This is a genomic window from Mesorhizobium sp. 10J20-29 (assembly GCF_054130485.1).
Window position 1 is genome coordinate 3,182,491 of the sequence record NZ_CP199156.1, and the last position, 22,001, is coordinate 3,204,491.

Annotated in this window: 22 protein-coding genes; 8 read left to right on the forward strand and 14 right to left on the reverse strand. The window is 66.3% G+C overall.

Annotated elements, in window-relative coordinates; all coding sequences use genetic code 11:
• The first annotated feature begins 78 nt into the window (after positions 1-78).
• From ACT2BZ_RS15225 to ACT2BZ_RS15250, 6 genes are all read left to right on the forward strand, one after another.
• The gene (locus tag ACT2BZ_RS15225; RefSeq protein ID WP_457935977.1) at positions 79-2,205 is read left to right on the forward strand and encodes a LysM peptidoglycan-binding domain-containing protein; all 2,127 of its coding nucleotides are present in this window, start codon (positions 79-81) and stop codon (positions 2,203-2,205) included.
• Between the two features lie 44 nt (positions 2,206-2,249).
• Positions 2,250-2,582 carry an ArsR/SmtB family transcription factor gene (locus ACT2BZ_RS15230; protein ID WP_457935978.1) on the forward strand — a complete coding sequence of 111 codons (333 nt, stop codon included), beginning with the start codon at positions 2,250-2,252 and terminating at the stop codon, positions 2,580-2,582.
• A gap of 84 nt (positions 2,583-2,666) precedes the next feature.
• On the forward strand, positions 2,667-4,493 hold the full coding sequence (locus tag ACT2BZ_RS15235; protein ID WP_457941337.1) for an ABCB family ABC transporter ATP-binding protein/permease: 1,827 nt from the start codon (positions 2,667-2,669) through the stop codon (positions 4,491-4,493).
• Positions 4,494-4,599: 106 nt separating this feature from the next.
• Positions 4,600-4,944 (forward strand): antibiotic biosynthesis monooxygenase family protein, encoded by a 345-nt coding sequence (locus ACT2BZ_RS15240; RefSeq protein WP_457935979.1) that lies wholly within the window; start codon positions 4,600-4,602, stop codon positions 4,942-4,944.
• Between the two features lie 210 nt (positions 4,945-5,154).
• Positions 5,155-5,853 (forward strand): phosphatidylserine decarboxylase, encoded by a 699-nt coding sequence (locus ACT2BZ_RS15245; RefSeq protein WP_457935980.1) that lies wholly within the window; start codon positions 5,155-5,157, stop codon positions 5,851-5,853.
• Positions 5,853-6,689, forward strand: a complete 837-nt coding sequence (locus ACT2BZ_RS15250; protein WP_457935981.1) for a CDP-alcohol phosphatidyltransferase family protein — start codon at positions 5,853-5,855, stop codon at positions 6,687-6,689. Before ACT2BZ_RS15245 ends, ACT2BZ_RS15250 begins: the two co-directional genes overlap by 1 nt.
• Before the next feature lie 9 nt (positions 6,690-6,698).
• On the opposite strand, the gene ACT2BZ_RS15255 is transcribed toward ACT2BZ_RS15250, so the two are convergent.
• On the reverse strand, positions 6,699-8,930 hold the full coding sequence (locus ACT2BZ_RS15255) for an AMP-binding protein (RefSeq protein ID WP_457935982.1): 2,232 nt from the start codon (positions 8,928-8,930) through the stop codon (positions 6,699-6,701).
• A 107-nt stretch (positions 8,931-9,037) separates the two neighbouring features.
• On the reverse strand, positions 9,038-9,304 hold the full coding sequence (gene rpsU / locus ACT2BZ_RS15260) for a 30S ribosomal protein S21 (protein WP_457935983.1): 267 nt from the start codon (positions 9,302-9,304) through the stop codon (positions 9,038-9,040).
• Positions 9,305-9,579: 275 nt separating this feature from the next.
• On the opposite strand from rpsU, the gene ACT2BZ_RS15265 reads away from it, so the two are divergent.
• Together ACT2BZ_RS15265 and ACT2BZ_RS15270 are read left to right on the forward strand one after the other, a co-directional pair.
• Positions 9,580-10,485, forward strand: a complete 906-nt coding sequence (locus ACT2BZ_RS15265; protein ID WP_457935984.1) for a DMT family transporter — start codon at positions 9,580-9,582, stop codon at positions 10,483-10,485.
• Between the two features lie 64 nt (positions 10,486-10,549).
• Entirely contained in the window at positions 10,550-11,260 is a 711-nt protein-coding gene (locus tag ACT2BZ_RS15270) for an HAD family hydrolase (protein ID WP_457935985.1), read from the forward strand.
• A 27-nt stretch (positions 11,261-11,287) separates the two neighbouring features.
• On the opposite strand, the gene ACT2BZ_RS15275 is transcribed toward ACT2BZ_RS15270, so the two are convergent.
• The 12 genes from ACT2BZ_RS15275 to rpsF all read right to left on the reverse strand — a co-directional run bounded on the left by ACT2BZ_RS15275 (position 11,288) and on the right by rpsF (position 21,911).
• Positions 11,288-12,043 (reverse strand): SDR family NAD(P)-dependent oxidoreductase, encoded by a 756-nt coding sequence (locus tag ACT2BZ_RS15275; RefSeq protein WP_457935986.1) that lies wholly within the window; start codon positions 12,041-12,043, stop codon positions 11,288-11,290.
• Between the two features lie 16 nt (positions 12,044-12,059).
• Positions 12,060-13,523 carry an amidophosphoribosyltransferase gene (purF, locus tag ACT2BZ_RS15280; RefSeq protein WP_457935987.1) on the reverse strand — a complete coding sequence of 488 codons (1,464 nt, stop codon included), beginning with the start codon at positions 13,521-13,523 and terminating at the stop codon, positions 12,060-12,062.
• A gap of 98 nt (positions 13,524-13,621) precedes the next feature.
• On the reverse strand, positions 13,622-14,215 hold the full coding sequence (locus tag ACT2BZ_RS15285) for a CvpA family protein (RefSeq protein ID WP_457935988.1): 594 nt from the start codon (positions 14,213-14,215) through the stop codon (positions 13,622-13,624).
• A gap of 30 nt (positions 14,216-14,245) precedes the next feature.
• A complete protein-coding gene (radA, locus tag ACT2BZ_RS15290; protein ID WP_457935989.1) occupies positions 14,246-15,649 on the reverse strand; it encodes a DNA repair protein RadA in 1,404 nt (467 codons plus the stop codon).
• 49 nt (positions 15,650-15,698) lie between these two features.
• On the reverse strand, positions 15,699-15,968 hold the full coding sequence (locus tag ACT2BZ_RS15295; protein ID WP_457935990.1) for a hypothetical protein: 270 nt from the start codon (positions 15,966-15,968) through the stop codon (positions 15,699-15,701).
• A gap of 18 nt (positions 15,969-15,986) precedes the next feature.
• Positions 15,987-17,474 (reverse strand): replicative DNA helicase, encoded by a 1,488-nt coding sequence (locus ACT2BZ_RS15300; protein ID WP_457935991.1) that lies wholly within the window; start codon positions 17,472-17,474, stop codon positions 15,987-15,989.
• A 184-nt stretch (positions 17,475-17,658) separates the two neighbouring features.
• A complete protein-coding gene (locus tag ACT2BZ_RS15305) occupies positions 17,659-18,414 on the reverse strand; it encodes an HD domain-containing protein (protein WP_457935992.1) in 756 nt (251 codons plus the stop codon).
• Positions 18,415-18,463: 49 nt separating this feature from the next.
• Positions 18,464-18,787 (reverse strand): YnfA family protein, encoded by a 324-nt coding sequence (locus tag ACT2BZ_RS15310; RefSeq protein ID WP_457935993.1) that lies wholly within the window; start codon positions 18,785-18,787, stop codon positions 18,464-18,466.
• 67 nt (positions 18,788-18,854) lie between these two features.
• The gene (locus ACT2BZ_RS15315; RefSeq protein ID WP_457935994.1) at positions 18,855-20,144 is read right to left on the reverse strand and encodes a class I SAM-dependent methyltransferase; all 1,290 of its coding nucleotides are present in this window, start codon (positions 20,142-20,144) and stop codon (positions 18,855-18,857) included.
• Positions 20,145-20,373: 229 nt separating this feature from the next.
• The gene (rplI, locus tag ACT2BZ_RS15320) at positions 20,374-21,006 is read right to left on the reverse strand and encodes a 50S ribosomal protein L9 (RefSeq protein WP_457935995.1); all 633 of its coding nucleotides are present in this window, start codon (positions 21,004-21,006) and stop codon (positions 20,374-20,376) included.
• A 201-nt stretch (positions 21,007-21,207) separates the two neighbouring features.
• Positions 21,208-21,456 (reverse strand): 30S ribosomal protein S18, encoded by a 249-nt coding sequence (gene rpsR, locus ACT2BZ_RS15325; RefSeq protein WP_457935996.1) that lies wholly within the window; start codon positions 21,454-21,456, stop codon positions 21,208-21,210.
• A complete protein-coding gene (gene rpsF, locus ACT2BZ_RS15330; protein ID WP_457935997.1) occupies positions 21,456-21,911 on the reverse strand; it encodes a 30S ribosomal protein S6 in 456 nt (151 codons plus the stop codon). Before rpsF ends, rpsR begins: the two co-directional genes overlap by 1 nt.
• Positions 21,912-22,001: the final 90 nt, after the last annotated feature.

Genomic DNA, 22,001 nt, shown 5'->3' on the forward strand with positions numbered 1-22,001 from the left:
AGACCCGGGGCGGGTCTTTTCTTGTCGGTCTGAAGAAAAAAGGCTAGACCCGGCACAAGGGTCAAGGGGCACGAACATATGGCGATAACGACCAATAGGGCATTGCTTTTTCTGGCTGGCGGCTGCGCCGCGGCCTTGGCGATAGCCTATGCCTCCGGCGCGCTGGACCCATTGTTCAGCAAACCGCCCCAACCGATCGTCGCGCTGCCTGAACCGGCCGACACCACGCAGAAGGACGCGCGCGTGCCGGCGGCCGAGACGCCGGCCGATGCCGCGCCGGAAACTCCTGCCGAGGCCGCTGCGCCCGCAGCCGAGGAACCGAAGGTAACGGCGCCGAGCTTCGACGTCGTGCGCGTCGAGGGCGACGGGTCGATCGTCATTGCAGGACGCACCGTTCCCGGCTCGAAGGTCGAGATCCTGGTCGGCTCGAAGGTCATCGGTTCGGATACCGCCGGCCCGGAGGGCGATTTCGCCGCCGTGCTGGGCGAACCCCTTAAGCCCGGCGACTACCAGATCGTGCTGCGCTCGACCACGCCCGACAATGTCGTGGCCATGTCGGTGGAGACGGCCGTCGTCTCGGTACCCGAAACGGCGGACGGGCAGGTTCTGGCGCTGGTGGAGAAGCCCGGCAAGCCTTCCGAACTGATCATCAAGCCCGAACCCACGGCACCCGCGACCGAGGCGGCTCCCGCTTCGCCTCCTGCCGAGGCACCCGCTGCCGATGCGGCGCCGGCTACGGCACCCGGCGCAGAGGCGCCGGTGGCCGAAGCCCCGGCAGTGGAGGCGCCTGCCGCCGCGCCGGAGACAGGCGGGGAGCAGCAGGCCGCGTTGCAGCCCGAGGCGGAACAGCCGGCGGCGCCCAGTGCGCCGGCGGCCGCGCCTGCCGGCACTGAGGTGGCAGGACCGCATGTATTCGTCGAGGCCGTCGAGATTGACGGCCGCAAGGTGTTCGTCGCCGGCGCTGCCGATCCCGGCAGGCGGGTGCGCGGCTACGCCAATGAGATCCTGCTCGGCGACGCCACCGCATCGCCCGACGGGCGCTTCCTGATCGAGACCGAGCGCGACCTGCCGGTCGGCGACTACATCATCCGCGTCGATGCGCTCGAGCCCGACGGGGTCAAGGTCGCGGCGCGCGCGGCGGTTCCCTTCGAGCGGGAACCCGGAGAATCGATTGCCGCCATTGCGCCCGCCGCCCCGCCGGTTGCCGCGCCGACCGCTCCGGCATCCGCCGAGGCAGTCGCCCCGGCAGACGCGGCCGGCGCACCGACCGAGGTGGCAGAGGCCCCGGCTGTAGCGGCGCCCGAAAGTGCCACGCCACCGCAGACTTCCGGCGAGACGCCGGCGGCTGTCGAGCCGGCGCCGGACGTAACCGCCGCTCCGTCAGAGCCGGCAACGCCGGCAGCGACGCCGGACGCGCCGGCTGCCCCCTCGGCGGTTGCCGAGACCCCGGCCGTTCAGCCGCCGAAGGCCGACGCGCCGGCCACGGCCGAAGCGTCCGGAACCGCGCCGGAGGCTGAGCCGGCCCCGGCCAAGGTGGTCGAAGCAGCCCCGGCTGCACCCGCGCCAGAGGCGTCTGCGCCAGCGCAGCAGGCACCCGCCGAGACGCCGGCGGCCGCCGCGCCCGCAACAAAGGCGCCCGAAGCCGTGGCCGAAGCCGCCGAGGGCACTCCGGCGGTGACAGCGCCGGAAAGCGGGACGCCCGCGGCGCCGCAGACGACCGCGGAAGCGCCGGCAGCCGCGCCCGCTGCGGACAAGCCCGCCAGCGAGACGGAGGCGCCGGCATCAGTCCCGGAGGTGACGACACCTCCCGTTGCCGCGGCACCGGCGGACGGGACACAGCCCGCCGACGCCATGCCTGCCGCGCCTGAGACCGGAACCGACGTCGCCATGGCGCCGGCAGCCGACGGAAACCTGGCGGCACCGCCGCCCGCCGACGTGCCCGAAGTCCTGGCGCCGAAGCTGCAGAACGTCGACAGCGCGGTGATCATCCGCCGCGGCGACACGCTGTGGCGCCTGTCCTACCGGGTTTACGGCCGCGGCGTTCGCTACTCGACGATCTACCTCGCCAACCAGTCGCAGATCGAGGATCCCGACCGGATCTGGCCCGGACAGGTCTTCAAGCTTCCCGAGAAGTCGCTCGATGGGAAGGCCGAGGCCGACCTGGAGCGTCTGGGCGACAGGGTGACAACCGTACCCGGACAGTAAGGCGGGTTGATCGCGGCAACTTCATCGTCTATCGTCGATGGACGATGAACATTGCCGCTCCTTCCGCTGCAACGGCTGACAACGCAGACAGCGTCCGGCAGCTTGCCGCGCGCATGGCGGCGCTCGGCCATCCCGCGCGGGTCGAGATCATACGCCACCTGGCGCGCGCCGAATCCTGCTGCTGCCGCGAGGTGGTCGAAAACTTCGACCTTGCCCAGTCGACGGTGTCCCAGCACCTGAAGGTGCTGGTCGAGGCGGGACTGGTGACTTTTACGCCCGACCGGCAGCGATCGCGCTATCGCGTCGACCGCGACGCACTGGCCGGCCTTTCGGCATCCATGGCGGCCCTCGTGGCCACCTGCTGCTCCGGCCGCTGACGACAACAGAAAGCAAGAGACTTGGCCAAGATTTCCGGCGATTCCGGTTCGACCCTCAGCGCGCTGCGCAGCCTCTGGCCCTATATGTGGCCGGCCGAACGGCCTGACCTCAAGGCGCGCCTCGTCTGGGCAACGATCTTCCTGGTCGTGGCGAAGCTGGTGCTGGTGGTCGTGCCCTATTTCTTCAAGTGGGCAACCGACGCGCTTGCCGGCGACAGCGCGACGGTTCCGCCGTTGCCGGCCTTCCTGCTCGCGCCGGTCATGCTGGTGGTCGCCTACAACGTCCTGCGCATGGTGCAGCTCGGCTTCAACCAGCTGCGCGATGCGCTGTTTGCCCGCGTCGGCCAGAATGCCGTGCGGCAGCTGGCCTTCCGGACCTTCCGGCACATGCACGAACTGTCGTTGCGCTTTCACCTCGAGAGGCGCACCGGCGGCCTGTCGCGCATCATCGAGCGCGGCACCAAGGGCATCGAGTCGATCGTTCGCTTCACCATGCTGGCGACGGCGCCGACGATCCTCGAATTCGTCTTCACGGCGGCGGTCTTCGCCATTGCCTATGACTGGGTCTATGTCGCGGTGATCGCGGTGACGGTTTGGCTCTACACCTGGTACACGGTCAAGGCGAGCGACTGGCGCATCCGCATCCGCCGCGAGATGAACGATTCCGACACCGACGCCAACACCAAGGCGATCGACTCGCTGCTGAACTACGAGACGGTCAAGTATTTCAACAACGAGGCAATGGAGGCCGAGCGCTACGATCAGTCGATGGCGCGCTACGAAAAGGCCGCGACCAAGACCTGGGTATCGCTTGGCTGGCTGAATTTCGGCCAGGGCGTGATCTTCGGCGGCGGCATGACCGTGGTGATGGTCCTGTCGGCACGTGAGGTCATGGCCGGCACGCAGACGATCGGCGATTTCGTCTTCGTCAACGCCATGCTGATGCAGCTCGCCCAGCCGCTGAACTTCATCGGCTCGGTCTACCGCGAGATCCGCCAGAGCCTGACCGACATCGAGCACATGTTCGAACTGCTCGACGTCAAGCGCGAGGTCGTGGACAGGCCGGACGCCCGACCGCTCAAGGTGAGCGACGGCCGCGTGGAGTTCCGCGACGTGCAGTTTTCCTACGATCCGGCGCGCAAGATCCTGAAGGGGATCAGCTTCGACGTGCCGCCGGGCAAGACCGTCGCGATCGTCGGCCCGTCCGGAGCCGGCAAGTCGACGATCTCGCGGCTGCTGTTCCGCTTCTACGATATCCAGTCAGGCAGCATCAGCATCGACGGCCAAGACATCCGCGACGTGACGCAGGAGAGCCTGCGCGCCGTCATCGGCATGGTTCCGCAGGATACGGTGCTGTTCAACGACACCATTGCCTACAACATCCGCTATGGCCGCATGAGCGCCCCGGAGGACGAGGTCAGGCAGGCCGCCGAACTGGCCCAGATCGGCAGTTTCATCGAGCGGCTGCCGGATGGCTATGCCTCCATGGTCGGCGAACGCGGCCTGAAGCTCTCTGGCGGCGAAAAGCAGCGTGTGGCGATTGCGCGCACGATCCTCAAGGCGCCGCCGATCCTGATCCTCGACGAGGCGACCTCGGCGCTGGATTCGCATACCGAGCAGGAAATCCAGGCCGCACTCGACCTGGTGAGCAAGGGGCGCACGACGCTGGTCATCGCCCACCGCCTGTCGACCATCATCACCGCCGACGAGATCATCGTGCTGAAGGATGGCGAGATCACCGAACGCGGCAGGCACGCCGACCTTCTCAAGCTGAAGGGTCTCTATGCCTCGATGTGGGACCGCCAGCGCGAAGCCTCGGAGGCCGAGGAGCGGCTGCGGGTCGCGCGCGAGGCCGACGAGTTCGGCGTCATCGTCAGGCGCCGCACACCCGAAATCACGCCCGAGAACTGAGCCCACAATCCGCCTTGACCTCAACTTCGGTTGAGGTCGTACCGTGCCGGTCAATGCGTCCCCAATGGTGGGGCCGCGTGGCGGGTCAGCACGGGGAAATGCGGAAATGATCGAGAAAAATCAGCAGGATGGCATCGCTCCGGTTTACCGGGTCGACAAGTTCTCGGTGCCGCAGGAAGCGCGCGAGGAGTTTGTCGCGCGGGTGGTCGAGACGCACGAAGTGCTGCGCCGGCAACCGGGTTTCGTGCGCGATCTCCTGCTCGAGCAGGAATCGGGGCCCGGCGAATTCAACCTCGTGACGATGGTCGAGTGGCAAAGCCAGGATGCCATCGACCGGGCCCGCCCGGTCGTCAGGGCAATGCATGAAAGCCGCGGCTTCGATCCGCAGGCGCTGGTGAAGCGGCTAGGCATCAGGGCCGATATCGCCAACTACAGGCGGCTTGCGGACTAAGCCCGGCCGGAATGGCCGGGGCCAAACCCGTCCCCTGCAAGGACGCAACCGCCGTGCGAATCCCGACATCGCGTCTGCGCAAAGACAGCCGCAGCAGGAACCCCGGGCGCGCCGCAACGTTGCTGCTGATCGCGATCTGCCTGCCGCGTTGCGGGTTGGAGTCATTTCCGGTAATCAGGCGCCAACCCGAATGGAGCCCGTCAGCACAGCATGAGCCTTGGCGACACAATCAAGAACGCATTCGTCCCCGTTAATCGCGAGGGATATCCGTTCATCGCCGGCTTTGCGGTCGTTACGCTGCTGCTTGGCCTGTTCTCGACCAGCCTGTTCTGGATCGGTGCGATCCTGACGGCGTGGTGCGCCTATTTTTTCCGCGATCCGGTCCGCGTCACGCCGCTCGACGACCGGCTGGTGATCAGCCCGGCTGACGGCGTGGTGTCGGCTGTGGGTCCCGCCGTGCCGCCGCGCGAGCTTGGCCTCGGCTCCGGCGAGATGACGCGCGTCTCGGTCTTCATGAACGTCTTCTCCTGCCACGTGAACCGCTCGCCGGTGCGCGGCAAGATCACCCGCATCGAGCATCGTCCGGGTAAATTCCTCAACGCCGAACTCGACAAGGCGAGCCAGGAGAACGAGCGCAACGGCCTGGTCATCGAAAGCCCCAACGGCGTGATCGCCTGCGTGCAGATCGCCGGCCTTGTGGCGCGCCGCATCGTCTGCTGGGCCGAGACCGGCGGCAACATCGGCGCCGGCGAGCGCATCGGCCTGATCCGCTTCGGCTCGCGGCTCGACGTCTTCATGCCGACGGATGCGACGGTAAAGGTAGCGGTCGGCCAGACCGCCGTCGCGGGGGAGACGGTGATGGCGGAGTTCGGCGGTGGCGCGGTTACACCGCTTGTGCGGATCGACTGATGCTGTTCCAGCCCTTCCAGCCGCATGGGCGCGGCGGACCCCGCATCCGCGAGATCCCGCTTCGCATGGTGCTGCCCAATCTCGTCACGGTGCTGGCGATCTGTGCCGGCCTTTCCGGTATTCGGCTGGCCTTCGAGGGCCGTTTCGAGACCGCGGTCGCCATGGTGCTGATCGCGGCGTTTCTCGACGGCATCGACGGCAGGCTCGCCCGCATGCTCAAGGCGACGTCGAAATTCGGCGCGCAGATGGATTCGCTGGCCGACATCGTCAATTTCGGCGTCGCGCCGGCGCTGGTGCTCTATGCCTATCTGCTGGACCGGGCGGGCTCGCCCGGCTGGATCGCGGCGCTTCTGTTCGCCATCGCCTGCGGGCTGCGGCTCGCACGCTTCAACGTGCTCGACGAGGACGTCGACAGGCCGGCCTGGCAGGCCGAGTATTTCGTCGGCGTGCCGGCCCCGGCGGGAGCGGTCATCGTGCTGCTGCCGATCTATCTCGTGCTGGCGGGCGGGCTGGTGCCCGACCGCACGCTGGCCTTCGCGGCCAGCGCCTTCACCATCATGGTGGCCTTCCTGCTGGTCAGCCGCCTGCCGGTCTATTCCGGCAAGAAGCTGAAGGTCCCGGGCGATCGGGTGCTGCCGATGATCCTCGGCTGCGTGCTGCTGCTCCTGCTGCTGTTCTCGTACCCTTGGCAGACGCTGTCGGCCTCGGTGATCGCCTATCTCGTCTTCCTGCCGCTGTCGGCGCGCGCCTATGCCAAACGCGCCAGGATCGAGAGCGAGAAGGGCGAGGGGACCGGCGAGGCCAGCGCGCACGACGCGTCCGAACTCGAACCCTGAGACGAGCGGTCAGGCCGCGATGTCGAGGCCGAGGCGCTCCAGCGCCAGGCGCCTGGTCGACACGTAATCGGTCTTGCCCGAGCCGAGCATCGGTATCTCGCCAACCTTGACGATGTCGTGCGGCACCATGAGGTCGGCAGCGCCCGCCTGCCGGCCGTACTGCCGCAGCTTGTCGGGATCCGCGTCATGCGCCGTGGTGACGAGCACGATGCGCTCGCCCTTGCGCTTGTCGGGCACGGAGACGGCGGCATGGTTCTCCTCGGGCCATAGCGCCTTTACCAGCATCTCGACGGCGCCGAGCGACACCATTTCGCCGGCGATCTTGGCGAAGCGCTTGGCCCTGCCGCGGATGGTGAGGAACCCTTCGCGGTCGACCGAGACGATGTCGCCGGTGTCGTGCCAGTTGTCGGCGAGCGGCTGCAGCTCACCAGGCCTGTCGGCGGTGATGTAGCCGCTCATCAGGTTGGGGCCCGACAGCCAGAGCCTGCCACCCTCGGGAATGCCTTCGACCGGTTCGAGCCGCATCTTCATGCCAGGCAGCAGTCGCCCGACCGTGCCGTCGCGGCCATGCGTGGCGGTGTTGACCGCGACCACGGGTGCGGCCTCGGTCAGCCCGAAGCCCTCGATGATCGACGCGCCGAAACGCTCGCGCCAGGTGGCGCGCGTCTCGGCCCGCACGGCCTCGGCGCCCGCAACGGCGAAGCGCAGGCTGGAAAAGTCCTCGTCCTTGGCGGTGCGCGCATAGGCGGCGAGAAAGGTGTCGGTGCCGAACATCACCGTCGGACGGATCTTGCGGGCGATTTCCGGGATGATCTTGTAGTGCAGCGGCGAGGGGTAGAGGAACAGGCGCACGCCGTTGACGAGCGGCAGGATGGTGCCGCCGGTCAGGCCGAAGGAATGGAACACCGGCAGCACGTTGAGCAGCTTGTCGGCCGGCGAGAAGACGATGCGCGCCTCGGCCTGCATGGCGTTGGCGAGCAGGCTGGCATGCGACAGCACGACGGCCTTGGGCGTACCCTCCGACCCTGACGTGAACAGGATGATGGCCGGCGCGGCAGCGTCCTGGCGGGCAAGCGGCAGCCGCCACAGCAGCGCCGCCTTGAGCTTCTCGACCGTACCGACTCCGGCGCGCAGGTCTTCCAGCCAGAGAAACGTAGCACCGGCCTTTTCGGCCGCGGCGACGATGTCGGCAAGCTGCGCCTTCTCGATGAAGGCGCGCGACGAGACGATGGTTCGGATGGCGGCAGCACCGATCGCCGCGCTGACGCTTGCCGGGCCGGCCGTATAGTTGATCATCGCGGCGACGCGGCCGCCCGAGACCAGCCCGAGCAGCGAGAGGACGACGGCGTTGGCGTTGGGCAGGAGCACGCCGACGGCCTCGCCGGGACGGCTGACGGCGGCAAAGCGCTGGCCAAGCACGCGCGCGCCGATGAACAGCCTGCGATAGCTGAGGGCGCCGGTGACGACGTCCTCGACGATTGTACGGGAGGGGCCGAAGCGGTCGGCGGCGTCGCGGATGGCCACGAACAGGCTGCGGTCGAGCCCGGCCCCGGCAAGGCGCACCTCCGCCATGCGGTCGAACAGGGCGTTGGCGGCCGTGGTGGTCGCCGCCCCGCCGGCACGCTCGACGAGCTGCTGCACCGTCTGCGGCTCCAGCGTCGCGATCGAGAGCTTCTGGAACATGTGGCGCGGCGCCCGGTCGGGCGGCGTCAGGGAGGAGGGCAGGTGGCGTCCGCCGGCGACGAAGATCGGCACGATCGACGCGTCGGCCTGCATGGCGATGCGCGCCACGGCGCGGAACAGCCGGAATGCCTTCAGGTCCGGCTCGATGGTGTCGGGGAAGTAGACCGCGATGCGGCCATTGCCCTTGAGCACCCGCACGAGGCGACGGCTGACGAAGACGTGCTCGGCCTTGAAGGCCACGGTACGGGCCAGTTCCCGCCACGGCTCGAGCCAAAGCGATTTCGACGAAGCTTCGTCAAGGATGTGGAGCGTGTCGTCGGGCAGCAGCGAGAGCATCAAGGCCGGGTCGATTCGCGACTGGTGCCAGATCGCGTAGATCACGGGCGCCTTGGCGCCAGCAGCCTCGCGCATCGGCGAATCGTCGATGCGATGGAGCAGCCTGAAGGGAATGTAGAGCAGCGCCTGGCGCAAGCCTGTGCCGAGCCTGAACGCGGCGTAACCGGCCAGGGCCAGCCAGACAACCAACAGGCAGAGCAGGATCGCTCCGGACACCATCATGCCGCGTCTCCCAGCCCCGCCGCCAAGCGGCCGAAGCGAGCCGCTATCAGGGGAAGGGTAGCGGATGCGGCCCGAACGTCAATGGCGCGTACGGGCGAAGAGGCAGATCAGGAAGCGGGACGCGCCGGGCGTGCGGCGGCGTTCGGCATGACCTTCTTCTTCGGCGCCGGCAGCAATCCGTCGCGCTGGGCCTGCTTGCGGGCGGCCTTGCGCGAGCGGCGAATGGCTTCGGCCTTTTCGCGGACGCGCTTTTCGGACGGCTTTTCGTAGGACTTGCGTGCCTTCATTTCACGGAAGACGCCTTCGCGCTGCATCTTCTTCTTGAGCACGCGCAGTGCCTGTTCGATATTGTTGTCGCGGACGAGTACCTGCAATTTGCTTCCTTCATGAATACATGCCGTGTCGCCTGAAGCGTGATGTCGGGCATGCGCTGGAGAGAGATGGAGGTTCGGCACGGTGCGCGAACCTGCGATTTGGTGCGCAACCTAGTGCCTGCCCCTCCGATATGCAACCGCTTGGCGGTTTCTTTTTTGTTCGCGCGGCGGCCGGAAGCTGGCAAGAAGGCTGGCGATATCCTGACAGCACGGTGGCAGGACCGCATGCCTAGGGTGCCGACGGGGAGCCTCGTTCCGTGAAGGATTTCGCGCCGATGAACGACATACCCGAACAGTCGGCCGAACGGATGCTCGGCGTCCTGCTTGTCGCACTGTCTGCGGCGGTTTTCGGCCTGGCGGGCGTGCTGACCAAGTCGATTGCCGCCGACCCGCTGGTCATCACCTGCTGGCGCGGGCTGTTCGGCGGGATCTTCATCGGCATCTACGTGCTGTGGCGGCGGTCGCGCAATGGCGCGAGCCTCGCCCTCGGTTGGCAGGGCTGGCTGCTTGCCCTGATCGGCGCCACGGCCAGCATCGCCTTCATCGCGGCCTTCAAGGCCGGCATCGTTGCCAATGTCGCGATCATCTACGCCACGGTTCCCTTCGCCGCGGCGCTGTTTGCACGCTTCCTGTTCGGCGAGCGCTTCCGGCGCCAGACCATGCTGGCCGCGCTCGCCTCGCTGGCCGGCGTCGCCGTGATGGTCTCTGCCGGAATCGGCGGCGGCAGCGTGAGAGGCGACGCGCTGGCGCTGGTCATGATGATGCTGAGCGCGCTCTACATGGTCCTGGTGCGGCGGTTCAGGGCAACGCCCGCGGTCTGGGCGGCAGCGGTCTCGGCGTTCCTGCTCTTCGGATTCGGCTGGCTGGCGGCCGATCCGCTGGCGGTAAGCGCGCGCGACATGGCGCTGTGCGTCGCCTTCGGCCTGTCCTTCGCGTTCGCGGTGATTCTGTGGACCGAGGGTGCGCGGCTGATTCCAGCGCCGGAGGCCGGGCTGATCGGCTCGGCCGAGGTGCCTTTCGCGATCATCTTTGCCTGGCTGATCCTGGCCGAACAGCCGCCGCTGGCAAGCGTGGCGGGTGGCGCCATCGTGCTGGCGGCCGTGTTTGCGCATGGCTATTTCGACTGGAGGCGGGGCCGCAGCGGCGCAAGACAGGCGCCGGTGGTGCGCGAGCCGGCCTGACGGACAGCGTTGAATCCGCGCCGCCCGTCAGGCAGAACGCTTCCGCACGAACGGAGATTTTCGCATGGCCGCCCCGCGCCTGACCACGATCGGTTTCGATGCCGACGACACGCTGTGGCAGAACGAGCATTTCTACCAGCTTACCCAGGCCCGCTTTGCCGAGCTCCTGGGCGATCATGCCGACCCGCAGGACCTGTCCGCCCGCCTGCTGGAGGCGGAGAAGCGCAACCTCAGGCTCTATGGCTTCGGCATCAAGGGTTTTACGCTGTCGATGATCGAAACGGCGATCGAGGTGACGGGCGGCAGGGCGCCGTCCTCGGTGATCGCCGCAATCCTCGCCGCCGGCCGCGAGATGCTGGAGCACCCCGTCGAGACGCTGCCGCATGCGCGCGAGACGCTGGAGGCGCTGGCCGCCACGCACCGGCTGGTGCTGATCACCAAGGGCGACCTGTTCGACCAGGAGCGCAAGGTGGCGCAATCGGGTCTCGGCGAATTGTTCGAGGCGGTCGAGATCGTCAGCGACAAGACGCAGTCGACCTATGAGCGGATCTTCGGCCGGCATGGCGACGGGCCGGAGGCCGCCATGATGGTCGGCAATTCCATGAAGTCGGACGTCCTGCCGGCGATCGGGGCGGGAAGCTGGGGCGTCTACGTGCCGCACGACCTGACCTGGTCGGTCGAACATGGCGAGGCGCCGCAGGATTCGCCGCGCTTCAGGCAGATTGTCGATCTCGGCGAGTTGCCGGCGCTGGTCGAGGCCATCGCAAGGGGGTGAAGGCAGGGCCCACGACGGGCCTGTCCGCTATTCGGGTTGGCGGTACGCGACGAAGCGGTCTTGGCTGGCCTGGTAGATCAGCCCCGTCTCGGTGAGATCCGGGCTGGCGAGCGGCAGCAGCTTGGCGGCGACCTCCGAGGGATGCGGCAGCGTGTTCGGATCCTCGCCGGGCACTGCCTGGGCGCGCATGGCGGTGCGGGTGCGGCCGGGATCGAAGGCGTTGACGCGCAGCGCCATGTTGCGGGACTCGTCGGCCCAGGACCGGGCGAGCGTCTCGACGGCGGCCTTGGAGGCGGCGTAGGGCGCCCAGAAGGCGCGGGCCGAATGGGCGGCGTTCGAGCTGACGATGATCGCGCGCCCGGCGTCGGAAAGGCGCAGCAAGGGATCGACCGAGCGGATCAGCCGCCAGGTGCCGGTGACGTTGACGGCCATCACCTTGTCGAAGGTCTTCGCCTCGACATGGCCGATCGGCGAGATTGTGCCGAGCACGCCGGCATTGGCGACGAGGATGTCGAGCTTGCCCCAGCGTTCGTGGATGGCGCCACCGAGGCGGTCGATGCCCTGCATGTCGGTCAGGTCGAGAGGCACCAGCGTGGCGTCGCCCCTGCCGGTACGGGCATGCTCGGCCTTGATCTCGTCGTCGAGCTCCTCGAGGCCGCCGACGGTGCGGGCGACGGCGATGACATGGGCGCCGGCCGCGGCCATCTGCCTGGCGACGAAATAGCCAATGCCGCGCGAGGCGCCGGTTACGAGCGCGATCCGGCCGGAAAGATCTGGGGTCATTTCAGAAACGGCAATCCTAATGTCCGCCGGTGGCCAGCAGCGAGAGCGTACGGACATTGTCCGAACCCTCGTGATCGGCCAGCCGCGTCGGGTACTGGGCGGTAAAGCAGGCGTCGCAGAATTGCGGCTGCTCGTTGTTGCGGGCGGTTTCGCCGACCGCGCGGTAGAGGCCGTCGATCGACAGGAAGCCGAGCGAATCGACGCGGATGAAATCGGCCATGTCCTCGACCGTCATGCGCGAGGCGAGGAGCTTCGACGTTTCGGGCGTATCGACACCATAGAAGCACGAGGAGCGCGTCGGCGGCGAGGCGATGCGCATGTGCACCTCACGGGCGCCGGCGTCGCGCACCATCTGAACGATCTTCTGGCTGGTGGTGCCGCGCACGATGGAATCGTCGACCAGCACGACACGCTTGCCCTCGATCATCTTGCGGTTGGCATTGTGCTTGAGCTTGACGCCCATGTGGCGGATCGAATCCGACGGCTGGATGAAGGTGCGCCCGACATAGTGGTTGCGGATGATGCCGAGCTCGAAGGGCAGGCCGGCGGCCTGCGCGAAGCCGATGGCGGCCGGCGTGCCTGAGTCGGGGACGGGCACGATGATGTCGGCGTCGACCGGGCTTTCCAGCGCAAGCTCGGCGCCGATGCGCTTCCTGACGTCATAGACGTTGCGCCCCTCGACCGAGGAGTCGGGCCTGGCGAAATAGACATATTCGAAGACGCAGAAGCGCGGCTTCTGCGGCTCGAAGGGGAAGAAGCTCTCGATGCCCTTGCCGGTCACGACGACCATCTCGCCGGGCTTCAGGTCGCGCACGAAGCGCGCGCCGATGATGTCCAGCGCGCAGGTCTCGGAGGCGAGGATCCAGGCGCCGTCGAGGTCGCCCAGCACCAGCGGGCGGATGCCGAGCGGGTCGCGGCAGCCGATCATCTTCTTCGACGTCAGCGCGACCAGCGAGAAGGCGCCCTCGAGCTGGCGCACCGCCTCGATGAAGCGCGAGTTGACATCCTTCTCGCGGCTGGTGGCGACGAGGTGGAGGATGGTCTCGGTGTCGGAGGTCGAGGAGAAGATCGAGCCCTGCTTCTGCAGGGTCCGCTGCACGGTCATGGCGTTGGTGATGTTGCCGTTGTGCGCGACGGCGAAGCCGCCGTCGGCGAGTTCGGCAAACAGCGGCTGCACGTTGCGCAGCCCGGAACCGCCGGTCGTGGCGTAGCGCGTATGGCCGATGGCGCGGTTGCCCTTGAGACTGTCGATGACGGCCTGCGTGGTGAAGGTATCGCCGATCAGGCCGATATGGCGTTCGACGTGGAATTGCGACCCGTCATAGGAGACAATGCCCGCCGCCTCCTGGCCGCGATGCTGCAGCGCGTGCAGGCCGAGCGTGACGATGGCGGCGGCGTCCTGACGCCCGAATATGCCGAACACACCACATTCGTCGTGGAAATGATCGTCGGCCTCGGCCAGCAAGGGAGCGTTTGCCATTGGGCGTTCTCGCGTCAGAAAGGACGACATATAGTGCAGCGCGGTCCGCCGCGCCACCTTCTGTCACATGCCGACAGACAATATTCGGTGTTTGCCGCCTAGTTGGCGGGCTGATCTTCCGCCGGTGCTTCGGCCGGGGCCTCGTTGGACGGGGTTTCCAGTGCGGCATCCGGGGGCGAAGAGCCCGGGGTCAGGCGTTTCAGGATCGAGTTCTCCGGATCGTCCGGCAGCATTCTCTCGAGGGTCGCGCCGATTGATTCCAGCAGCGGGCGCGACTTGGCCTCGGCGATCCATGCCGGCGGGTTGGTGCCGACCAGCCAGTTGAAGAAAAGCAGCGCCACGGCGACGACGAGAATGCCGCGTGCCGCGCCGTAGAGGAAGCCGAGCGTGCGGTCGAGCGCACCGATCCGCGAATCGATGATCCAGTCGGCGATCTTCATGGTGATGACGGTGACGATGATCAGCGCGATGATGAACACCACGCCCGCCGCGGCGACGATCGCGATCTGCTTGTTGTCGATGTAGGGCTGCACATAGGGCAGGACCAGCGGGTAGAGCAGGTAGGCGGCAACCGCCGCCGCCGCCCAGGATGCTATCGACAGGACTTCGCGCGACAGGCCGCGCACCATGGCGAGCATTGCGGAGACCAGGGTGAAGCCGACGAGAATTCCGTCAAGCAGCGTAATCGGCATGTTTGCGGCCCCACTCCATGATGACCGGTGTCAGTCGATCTCTTCAGCGCGGCTGCGCTTCGACCCGGCTATTCGAATTACGAGGTCCGTCAGTGTCGCAGGCTGGAAGGAGCGCCCAGCCATCGCACCTGTCGGTTCCTCGCCCCCCTGCGGCAAGATCGCTTGCCCGAACCCCAGCTTTTCGGCTTCCTTCAGGCGTTGCTGCGCATGCGCTACAGGCCTGATGGCACCCGAAAGGCTGATTTCGCCGAAATAGACGCAATCGGCGGGAAGGGCAAGGCCGGTGAGCGACGAAACCAGCGCCGCGGCCACCGCGAGATCGGCGGCCGGCTCCGAGATGCGGTAGCCGCCGGCGACATTGAGATAGACATCGTGGGTGGCGAAGCGGACGCCGCAATGCGCTTCGAGCACGGCAAGCACCATGGCGAGCCGCGGCTGGTCCCAGCCGACGACGGCGCGGCGCGGCGTGCCGAGCGGCGAGGGGGCAACGAGCGCCTGTATCTCGACCAGCACGGGACGCGTGCCCTCCATGCCCGCGAATACCGCAGCGCCCGGCGCCTTGGCGTGGCGCTCGCCGAGAAAGAGTTCCGACGGATTGGCGACCTCGCGCAGGCCCTTGTCCGACATTTCGAAGACGCCGATTTCGTCGGTCGGGCCGAAGCGGTTCTTGACCGCGCGCAGGATGCGGAAGTGATGCGCGCCTTCGCCCTCGAAATAGAGCACGGCATCGACCATGTGCTCGACGACGCGCGGACCGGCAATCTGGCCTTCCTTGGTGACATGGCCGACCAGCACGACCGCGGCACCCGTCGATTTCGCGTAGCGGATGACGCTTTGCGCCGAGGCGCGCACCTGGGTGACGGTGCCGGGCGCCGAATCAGCGAGGTCCGTCCACAGCGTCTGGATCGAATCGAGGATGACGAGGTCGGGCCTGCGCCCTTCCGAAATGGTCGCCAGAATGTCCTCGACATTGGTTTCGGCGGCGAGTTCGACAGGCGCGGAGGCCGCGCCAAGGCGCTGGGCGCGAAGCCTGACCTGCGCCACGGCTTCCTCACCCGACACGTAGACGACCCTGTGCCCGGCCTGGGCCAGAGCGGCGGCCGCCTGCATGAGGAGCGTCGATTTGCCGATGCCAGGATCGCCGCCGACGAGGATGGCCGATCCGCGCACGAAACCGCCGCCGGTGGCGCGGTCGAGTTCGGCGATGCCCGAGGCGATGCGCGGCGCGTCCTCGATGTCGCCGGACAGCGTTGTCAGCGCGACGATCCGGCCCTTGCGCGCCGACCGAAGGCTCTGCGGCCCGCCGCCGATACCGCCGGTGATGCCTTCCTCGACCAGCGTGTTCCACTCGCCGCAGGAATCGCACTTGCCGGCCCAGCGCTGGTGCGCCGCGCCGCAACTCTGGCAGATGAACTGGGTGCGCGATTTAGCCACGACGTGCTGCCGCCACCATGGCTACCCAAGTTCTTACGTGGCGCAACTTCTACGCAGCCGTCGGTTCGGCAGTTGAAAAGGGGTCGGGCTCATCAATGACTGGGATCGACTTTTCATCCGGCAAGATTTCGATTCTAAGTGGAGTCCGAGCAAATTGTGTTCCAGCGAACGTTTCACTCACCCCCGTCGGCCACAGCGATGTGAACACCTCACGAAGCGGTGTTTCCGCGCTCAACGTGAATGATCTCACGACTGAAGGCTCACCGGCGTAGTGCGCCATTACGACAAACGACGTGGCTTTTTGCGAATACTTATGCATTTCGGCGCTCCATCAATGCTACTCAAAGCGGTCCGGCAGGTGGTGCTCCTCGGCCAGGTCCGAGAACTGCGTGAACTCGCCGACGAAGGCCAGGCTGACGGTGCCGGTGGGACCGTGGCGCTGCTTGGCGATGACGACCTCTGCCTTGCCCCGCGCCTCGTTCATGTCGTTCTCCCACTGGACATATTCCGGCGTGCCGGGCTTCGGCTCCTTGTTCTTGAGGTAGTACTCCTCGCGATAGACGAACAGCACCACGTCGGCGTCCTGCTCGATTGAGCCGGATTCGCGCAGGTCGGAGAGTTGCGGGTGCTTGTCGTCGCGGCTTTCGACCTGACGCGACAGCTGCGAGAGCGCGATGATCGGCACGCCGAGTTCCTTGCCGAGCGCCTTCAGCCCGGTGGTGATCTCGGTGATTTCCTGGACGCGGTTCTGCGAATTCTTCGAGGAACCCTGCATCAGCTGGATATAGTCGATGATCATCACGTCGAGGCCGCGCTGGCGCTTCAGCCGCCGCGCGCGTGCCGCCAGCTGGGCAATCGAAATGCCGCCCGTGGAATCGATGTAGAGCGGGATTTTCTGCAGCATCTGCGTGCAGTGGACCAGCTTCTCGAAATCCGTCTCGGTGAGGTCGCCGCGACGGATTTTCGAGGACGGAACTTGCGCCTGCTCCGAGATGATGCGGGTGGCGAGCTGTTCCGACGACATTTCGAGCGAGAAGAAGCCGATGACGCCGCCGTTCTTAGCCTTGATGGTGCCGTCCGCCTGCTGGTCGGGTTCGTATGCGTTGGCGATATTGAACGCGATGTTGGTCGCAAGCGACGTCTTGCCCATGCCCGGCCGGCCGGCCAGCACGATCAGGTCGGAGGGCTGCAGCCCGCCCATCTTGGCGTCCAGATCGCGCAAGCCCGTCGAGATACCCGACAGATGGCCATCGCGCATGTAGGCGGCGCTGGCCATGTCGATCGCCATCTTGACCGCGTCCGAGAAGCTCTCGAAGCCGCCATCGTAGCGGCCGGTTTCGGCGAGCTCGAACAGGCGACGCTCGGCGTCCTCGATCTGCTCCTGCGGCGCCATGTCGACCGGCGCGTCATAGGCGATGTTGACCATGTCCTCGCCGACGGTGATCAGCGCGCGGCGCGTCGCGAGGTCATAGATCGCGCGGCCGTAGTCGCCGGCATTGATGACGTTGACCGCCTCGGCGGCAAGGCGCGCGAGATAATGGGCAACCGTCATGTCGCCGACCTTCTCGTCGGCCGGCAGGAAGGTCTTGATGGTCACCGGGTTGGCCATCTTGCCCATGCGGATGAGCTCGGCCGAGACCTCGAAGATCTTGCGGTGCAGCGGTTCGTAGAAGTGCAGGGACTTCAGGAAGTCGGAGACACGGTAGAAGGCGTCATTGTTGACGAGAATTGCGCCAAGCAGCGCCTGCTCGGCCTCGATGTTGTTGGGAGCCTCGCGATAGAGCGGTGTCTCCGCGACCTCGAATTTTCGCGCTGCTTCTGCCATGTCGTCCCCGTCTTGTGCCCGGACCATGCCGTATCAGAGTCGGCATGTGGCGGGTGAAGAAATACCCGCCGTGCCCGCGATTCACAGCCCGGAGATTTCGGTGGAAAGAATCGCGGTTGACTCGAATCGCAAAACTACACCAGCGCGAAATGGAACAAAACGGGAAAATGCAGCGCGACGCGCCTCAGCGCCGTTCGCCGCGGATATAGCGCCTGTACCAGCCCGACATGAGGGTGCGGGTGCGCGTGCGGGCCGACATCGGCATGATGAAATAGAGATATTTGTGCTTCGGCCCCGTCATCAGGGCGGGCGGTGGGGGCTCCTGCCGCGCGACCGCCTCGAAAAGCTCGCTCATCAGCGCGGCAAGATCCGGCAGCTCCAGACGATTCGCCAGGCCGATCAGCCGGTCGCCGATGGTGGAGACTTCGTCGGTTACCCAAGAGGCGTCGCCGAAATAGAGCACGCTCTGGTCGAGATACTTTTCGCAGTAGTCGGCGAGTTCCAGGGCAAGCAGGTAGCGGTCAGTCTGACCGAGGCCGTCGAATTCGGCCTCCATCCTGGCGATGCTCTTGCTGGTGATCCGGCGGTCCCTGAAGCGCTTGACCAGATCGGCTACATCCGGCCCGACGGCGTCGACAATGACCGCGTTGCGGTAGGTCGAGTAGACATGGCTGCGCCCGTCGCCGAAATTGCCGTTGCTGTAGACATTGTGAACGAGGCCGAGCGCGATGATCTCGGCGGGCATGCGCAGCAGCGCCAGAATTCCGGCCACTCCCACCGTGTGCAGCACGAAGGGCCGCCCGTCGCTCTGGTAATAGCCGCTGTAGAGCCTCGTTGCGAGCTCGTAGGCCGCCTTGACGAGCGCCAACTCTTCTCCGCTGCGGCCCTGTCGCCGCAACTCATTGTAGAGTTGCAGATTGTTACGAGCAATCGCCTGCATGTGCATTGGCGCCGACGCCCTCATTCCGGACGAGGCGGGCCTGGCAGCGTCATCCGGTTCTGGGTACGAACAGGATCACGGAAGCCCCGGCGATGCAAATCAGGGCGCCCGTGAGGTCCCAGCGATCGGGGCGGATGCCCTCGACCATCCACAGCCAGCCGAGCGACGCCGCGATGTAGATGCCACCATAGGCCGCGTAGGTGCGTCCGGCCGCTCCGGTGTCGACCAGAGCCAGCAGCCAGCCGAACAGCATGAGCGAAAGCGCGCCGGGAACCAGCCACAGCGCAGAGGCATCGAGACGCCACCACGCCCACAGGGCGAAGCAACCCGCGATTTCGGCCAGAGCCGCAGCGGCGTAGATCGGTAGGGTCAAGGTCCGGTCCTCGTGGTTTCGAGTGCCAGACTTCAGGCAAAACGCGGCCGATGCAAGCCGGCTGGCGCTACTTTGCAACCTTGCGGCGACGGGCGCCGACCGGCTTGTCCTTCTTCGGCTGGGCCCGCGCCGGCTGCTCGTGCAGGGCGAGGGCCTTTTCACACTTCTCGATGTAGCCGCGCGTCACCGGCAGGGTGTCGTTGCGGCGCGTCAGCTGGACCTGGAAGACGACGAGATCCTGCCACCGGAATGCGGCTTCGGAAGCGGCGAGGTAGAAATCCCACATGCGGCAGAAGCGCTCGTCGTATATCTCCTTCACGCGCTCGCGGTTCTCGAGGAAGCGGCGGCGCCAGTGCATCAGCGTGTCGGCATAGTGCAGCCTGAGCACCTCGACGTCGGTCACCACGAGGCCGGTCTTTTCGATGGCCGGCATGACCTCCGACAGCGCCGGGATATAGCCACCCGGGAAGATGTATTTTCGGATGAAGGCGCTGGTCGCGGCCGGTGGGCCACTGCGACCGATGGTGTGCAGCAGCATGACGCCGTCGGGCTTCAGCAGCGTGGAGCATTTGTCGAAGAAGGTGCGGTAGTGGTTGATGCCGACATGCTCGAACATGCCGACCGAGACGATCCGGTCGAAACGCTCCGACAGGTCGCGGTAGTCGCGGATTTCGAAATGCACGTGGTTGTCGAGACCCTCCGCCTGGACGCGCTCGCTCGAGACGGCGTGCTGTTCGGTGGAGAGCGTGACGCCGAGCACCTCGGACTCGAAGGTGCGGGCGAGGTAGAGGCCGAGCCCGCCCCAGCCGGAGCCGATATCGAGAACCGACAGGCCGGGCTTCATCTTGAGCTTGGCCGCGATGTGCCGCTTCTTGGCCGCCTGGGCCTGCTCGAGCGTCATGGAGGGCCGCTCGAAATAGGCACAGGAATACTGCATGTCCTCGTCGAGGAAGAGGCGGTAGAACTCGCCGGAGAGGTCGTAGTGGCGCTGCACGTTGCGCTTGGCGCGGCCGGCGGTGTTGACTTGCTGCAACCGGCGGAACGCGGTGCGCGCGGCCTCGATCGCCTTGGTCCAGACCGCATCGACGCCGCCCGGCCCCATGTTCTGGAAGACGATGCGCAGAAGGCCGAGCGTGTCGCCCACGGTGATGTCGAGATCGCCGTCCATGAAGGCTTCGGGGGCGGCCAGCATCGGGTCCAGGGCAATCGCCCGTTCGGCGCGCGCGCTCTTGACGACGAGGTGAACCGGGTCTCCGCTGCCATCGCCGAAAGAGTGTGTCCGCCCATCCGGCCCGGTGATCGAAAGGTTCCCGGTGCGGACCAGGCCTGCGACAACGCGTTGTAAAAGTGAGTTCATGACAACAAACTCCACCATGTGAACGGCGGCATATTGTGACGAACTTCAACCGTTTTGAAAAGTTCCGGCTGGTCCAATATGTCTCGAGTTCGTCGGACCAGACGGCTATTGCGCAAGGATTCCGGGCGAATTCGTAACCTTGTGCGGAGGGGAAGGCGCCTCGGCGGAGCACAAAAAAAGCCCGGGCTGTGCGCCCGGGCTTGGATATCGTCGGCGAAAAGCCGAGCTATCAGTTCTGCTCGTCTTCGCTCCCGGCGGCTTCAACTTCCTCACCGGTTTCCCCGGCGCCGTCGTCTTCCTCGCCCTCTTCGTTAGGATCGAAGAAGGCGTCGGGACGGGCGTTCTCGTTGATGTCCTCGCCGTAGATGGCCTCGGCGGTGGTGAGCGTCTCGCCACGTGCCTGGCGCTCGGCTTCGTCGGCCGTGCGGGCAATGTTCAGCGTGATGGTCACGTCGACTTCCGGATGAAGCGCGATTGCCACGTTGGTGACGCCGATGGTCTTGATCGGGTGGTTGAGCTGGATCTGGTTGCGGTTGATCGAGAAGCCTTCGGCCGTGATCAGATCGGCGATGTCGCGCGTCGAGACCGAACCGTAGAGCTGACCGGTCTCGCCGGCCGAGCGAACGGCGATGAAGGACATGCCGTCGAGCTTTTCGGCGACCTGGCTGGCTTCCGCCTTGCGCTCGAGGTTGCGGGCCTCAAGCTGGGCGCGCTGGCCTTCGAACTTCTTCTTGTTGGCTTCGTTGGCGCGCAGCGCCTTGCCCTGCGGCAGCAGGAAGTTGCGGGCGAAGCCGTCCTTGACCTTGACGGTGTCGCCCATCTGGCCAATGCGGGAAATGCGTTCGAGAAGAATGACTTCCATGGTCTTTTCCTTTCAGTGCCCGAATGGGCTGATTCAAAGGACGAGGTCAGGAAGCAGTGGCGTTGCCGCCGATGTCGCTGTCCTGCCTGTCGCGGCAGTTAGGGTCGTTGCCGACCCAACCCGGGATTTCTGGTCGCCCCGTCCCGCGCCCGTCGCGGAGGGGTAGGTGCGGCGCGGACAGGGCCCGCGCCGCGAAGGGTGCTACTTGACGATATAGGGCAGCAGGGCAAGGAAGCGGGCGCGCTTGATCGCCTTGGCGAGCTCACGCTGCTTCTTCTGCGAGACTGCGGTAATGCGCGAAGGCACGATCTTGCCGCGCTCGGAAATGTAGCGCTGCAGAAGGCGTACGTCCTTGTAGTCGATCTTCGGGGCGTTGGCGCCGGAGAACGGGCAGGTCTTGCGACGGCGGTGGAACGGGCGCCGCGTTGGCATCTGGCTGACGTCGACCATTATTCCTGTCCTCCTTCGGCACCTTCACGCGGACGGCGCGGGCCACGGTCTCCACGATCACCGCGGTCGCGGTCGCCGAAGCTGCGCGGACCACGGTCACGATCACCGAAATTGCCGCGATCGGAGCGCTCTTCGCGCTTCTGCATCATGGCGGAGGCGCCTTCCTCGTGGGCTTCGACCTTGACGGTCATGAAGCGCAGGATGTCTTCGGAAAGACCCATCTGGCGCTCCATCTCGTTGAGCGCTGCCGGCGGGCAATCGAGGTCCATCAGCGTGTAGTATGCCTTCCGGTTCTTCTTGACCCGGTAGGTGAGGGACTTCAGTCCCCAGTTCTCGACCCGACCGACCGAACCGCCATTAGCGGAGATGACGCCCTTGTAGCTTTCTACAAGCGCATCGACCTGCTGCTGCGACAGATCCTGTCGGGCGAGAAACACATGTTCGTATAGAGCCATAGTTTCTGCCTTTCGTTTCACTCATCTGTCCGGACCCGCGGCAAAAGCCTCTGCAACTTGTCTGATCCGTGAGGGGCCAGTTGGCCGCCC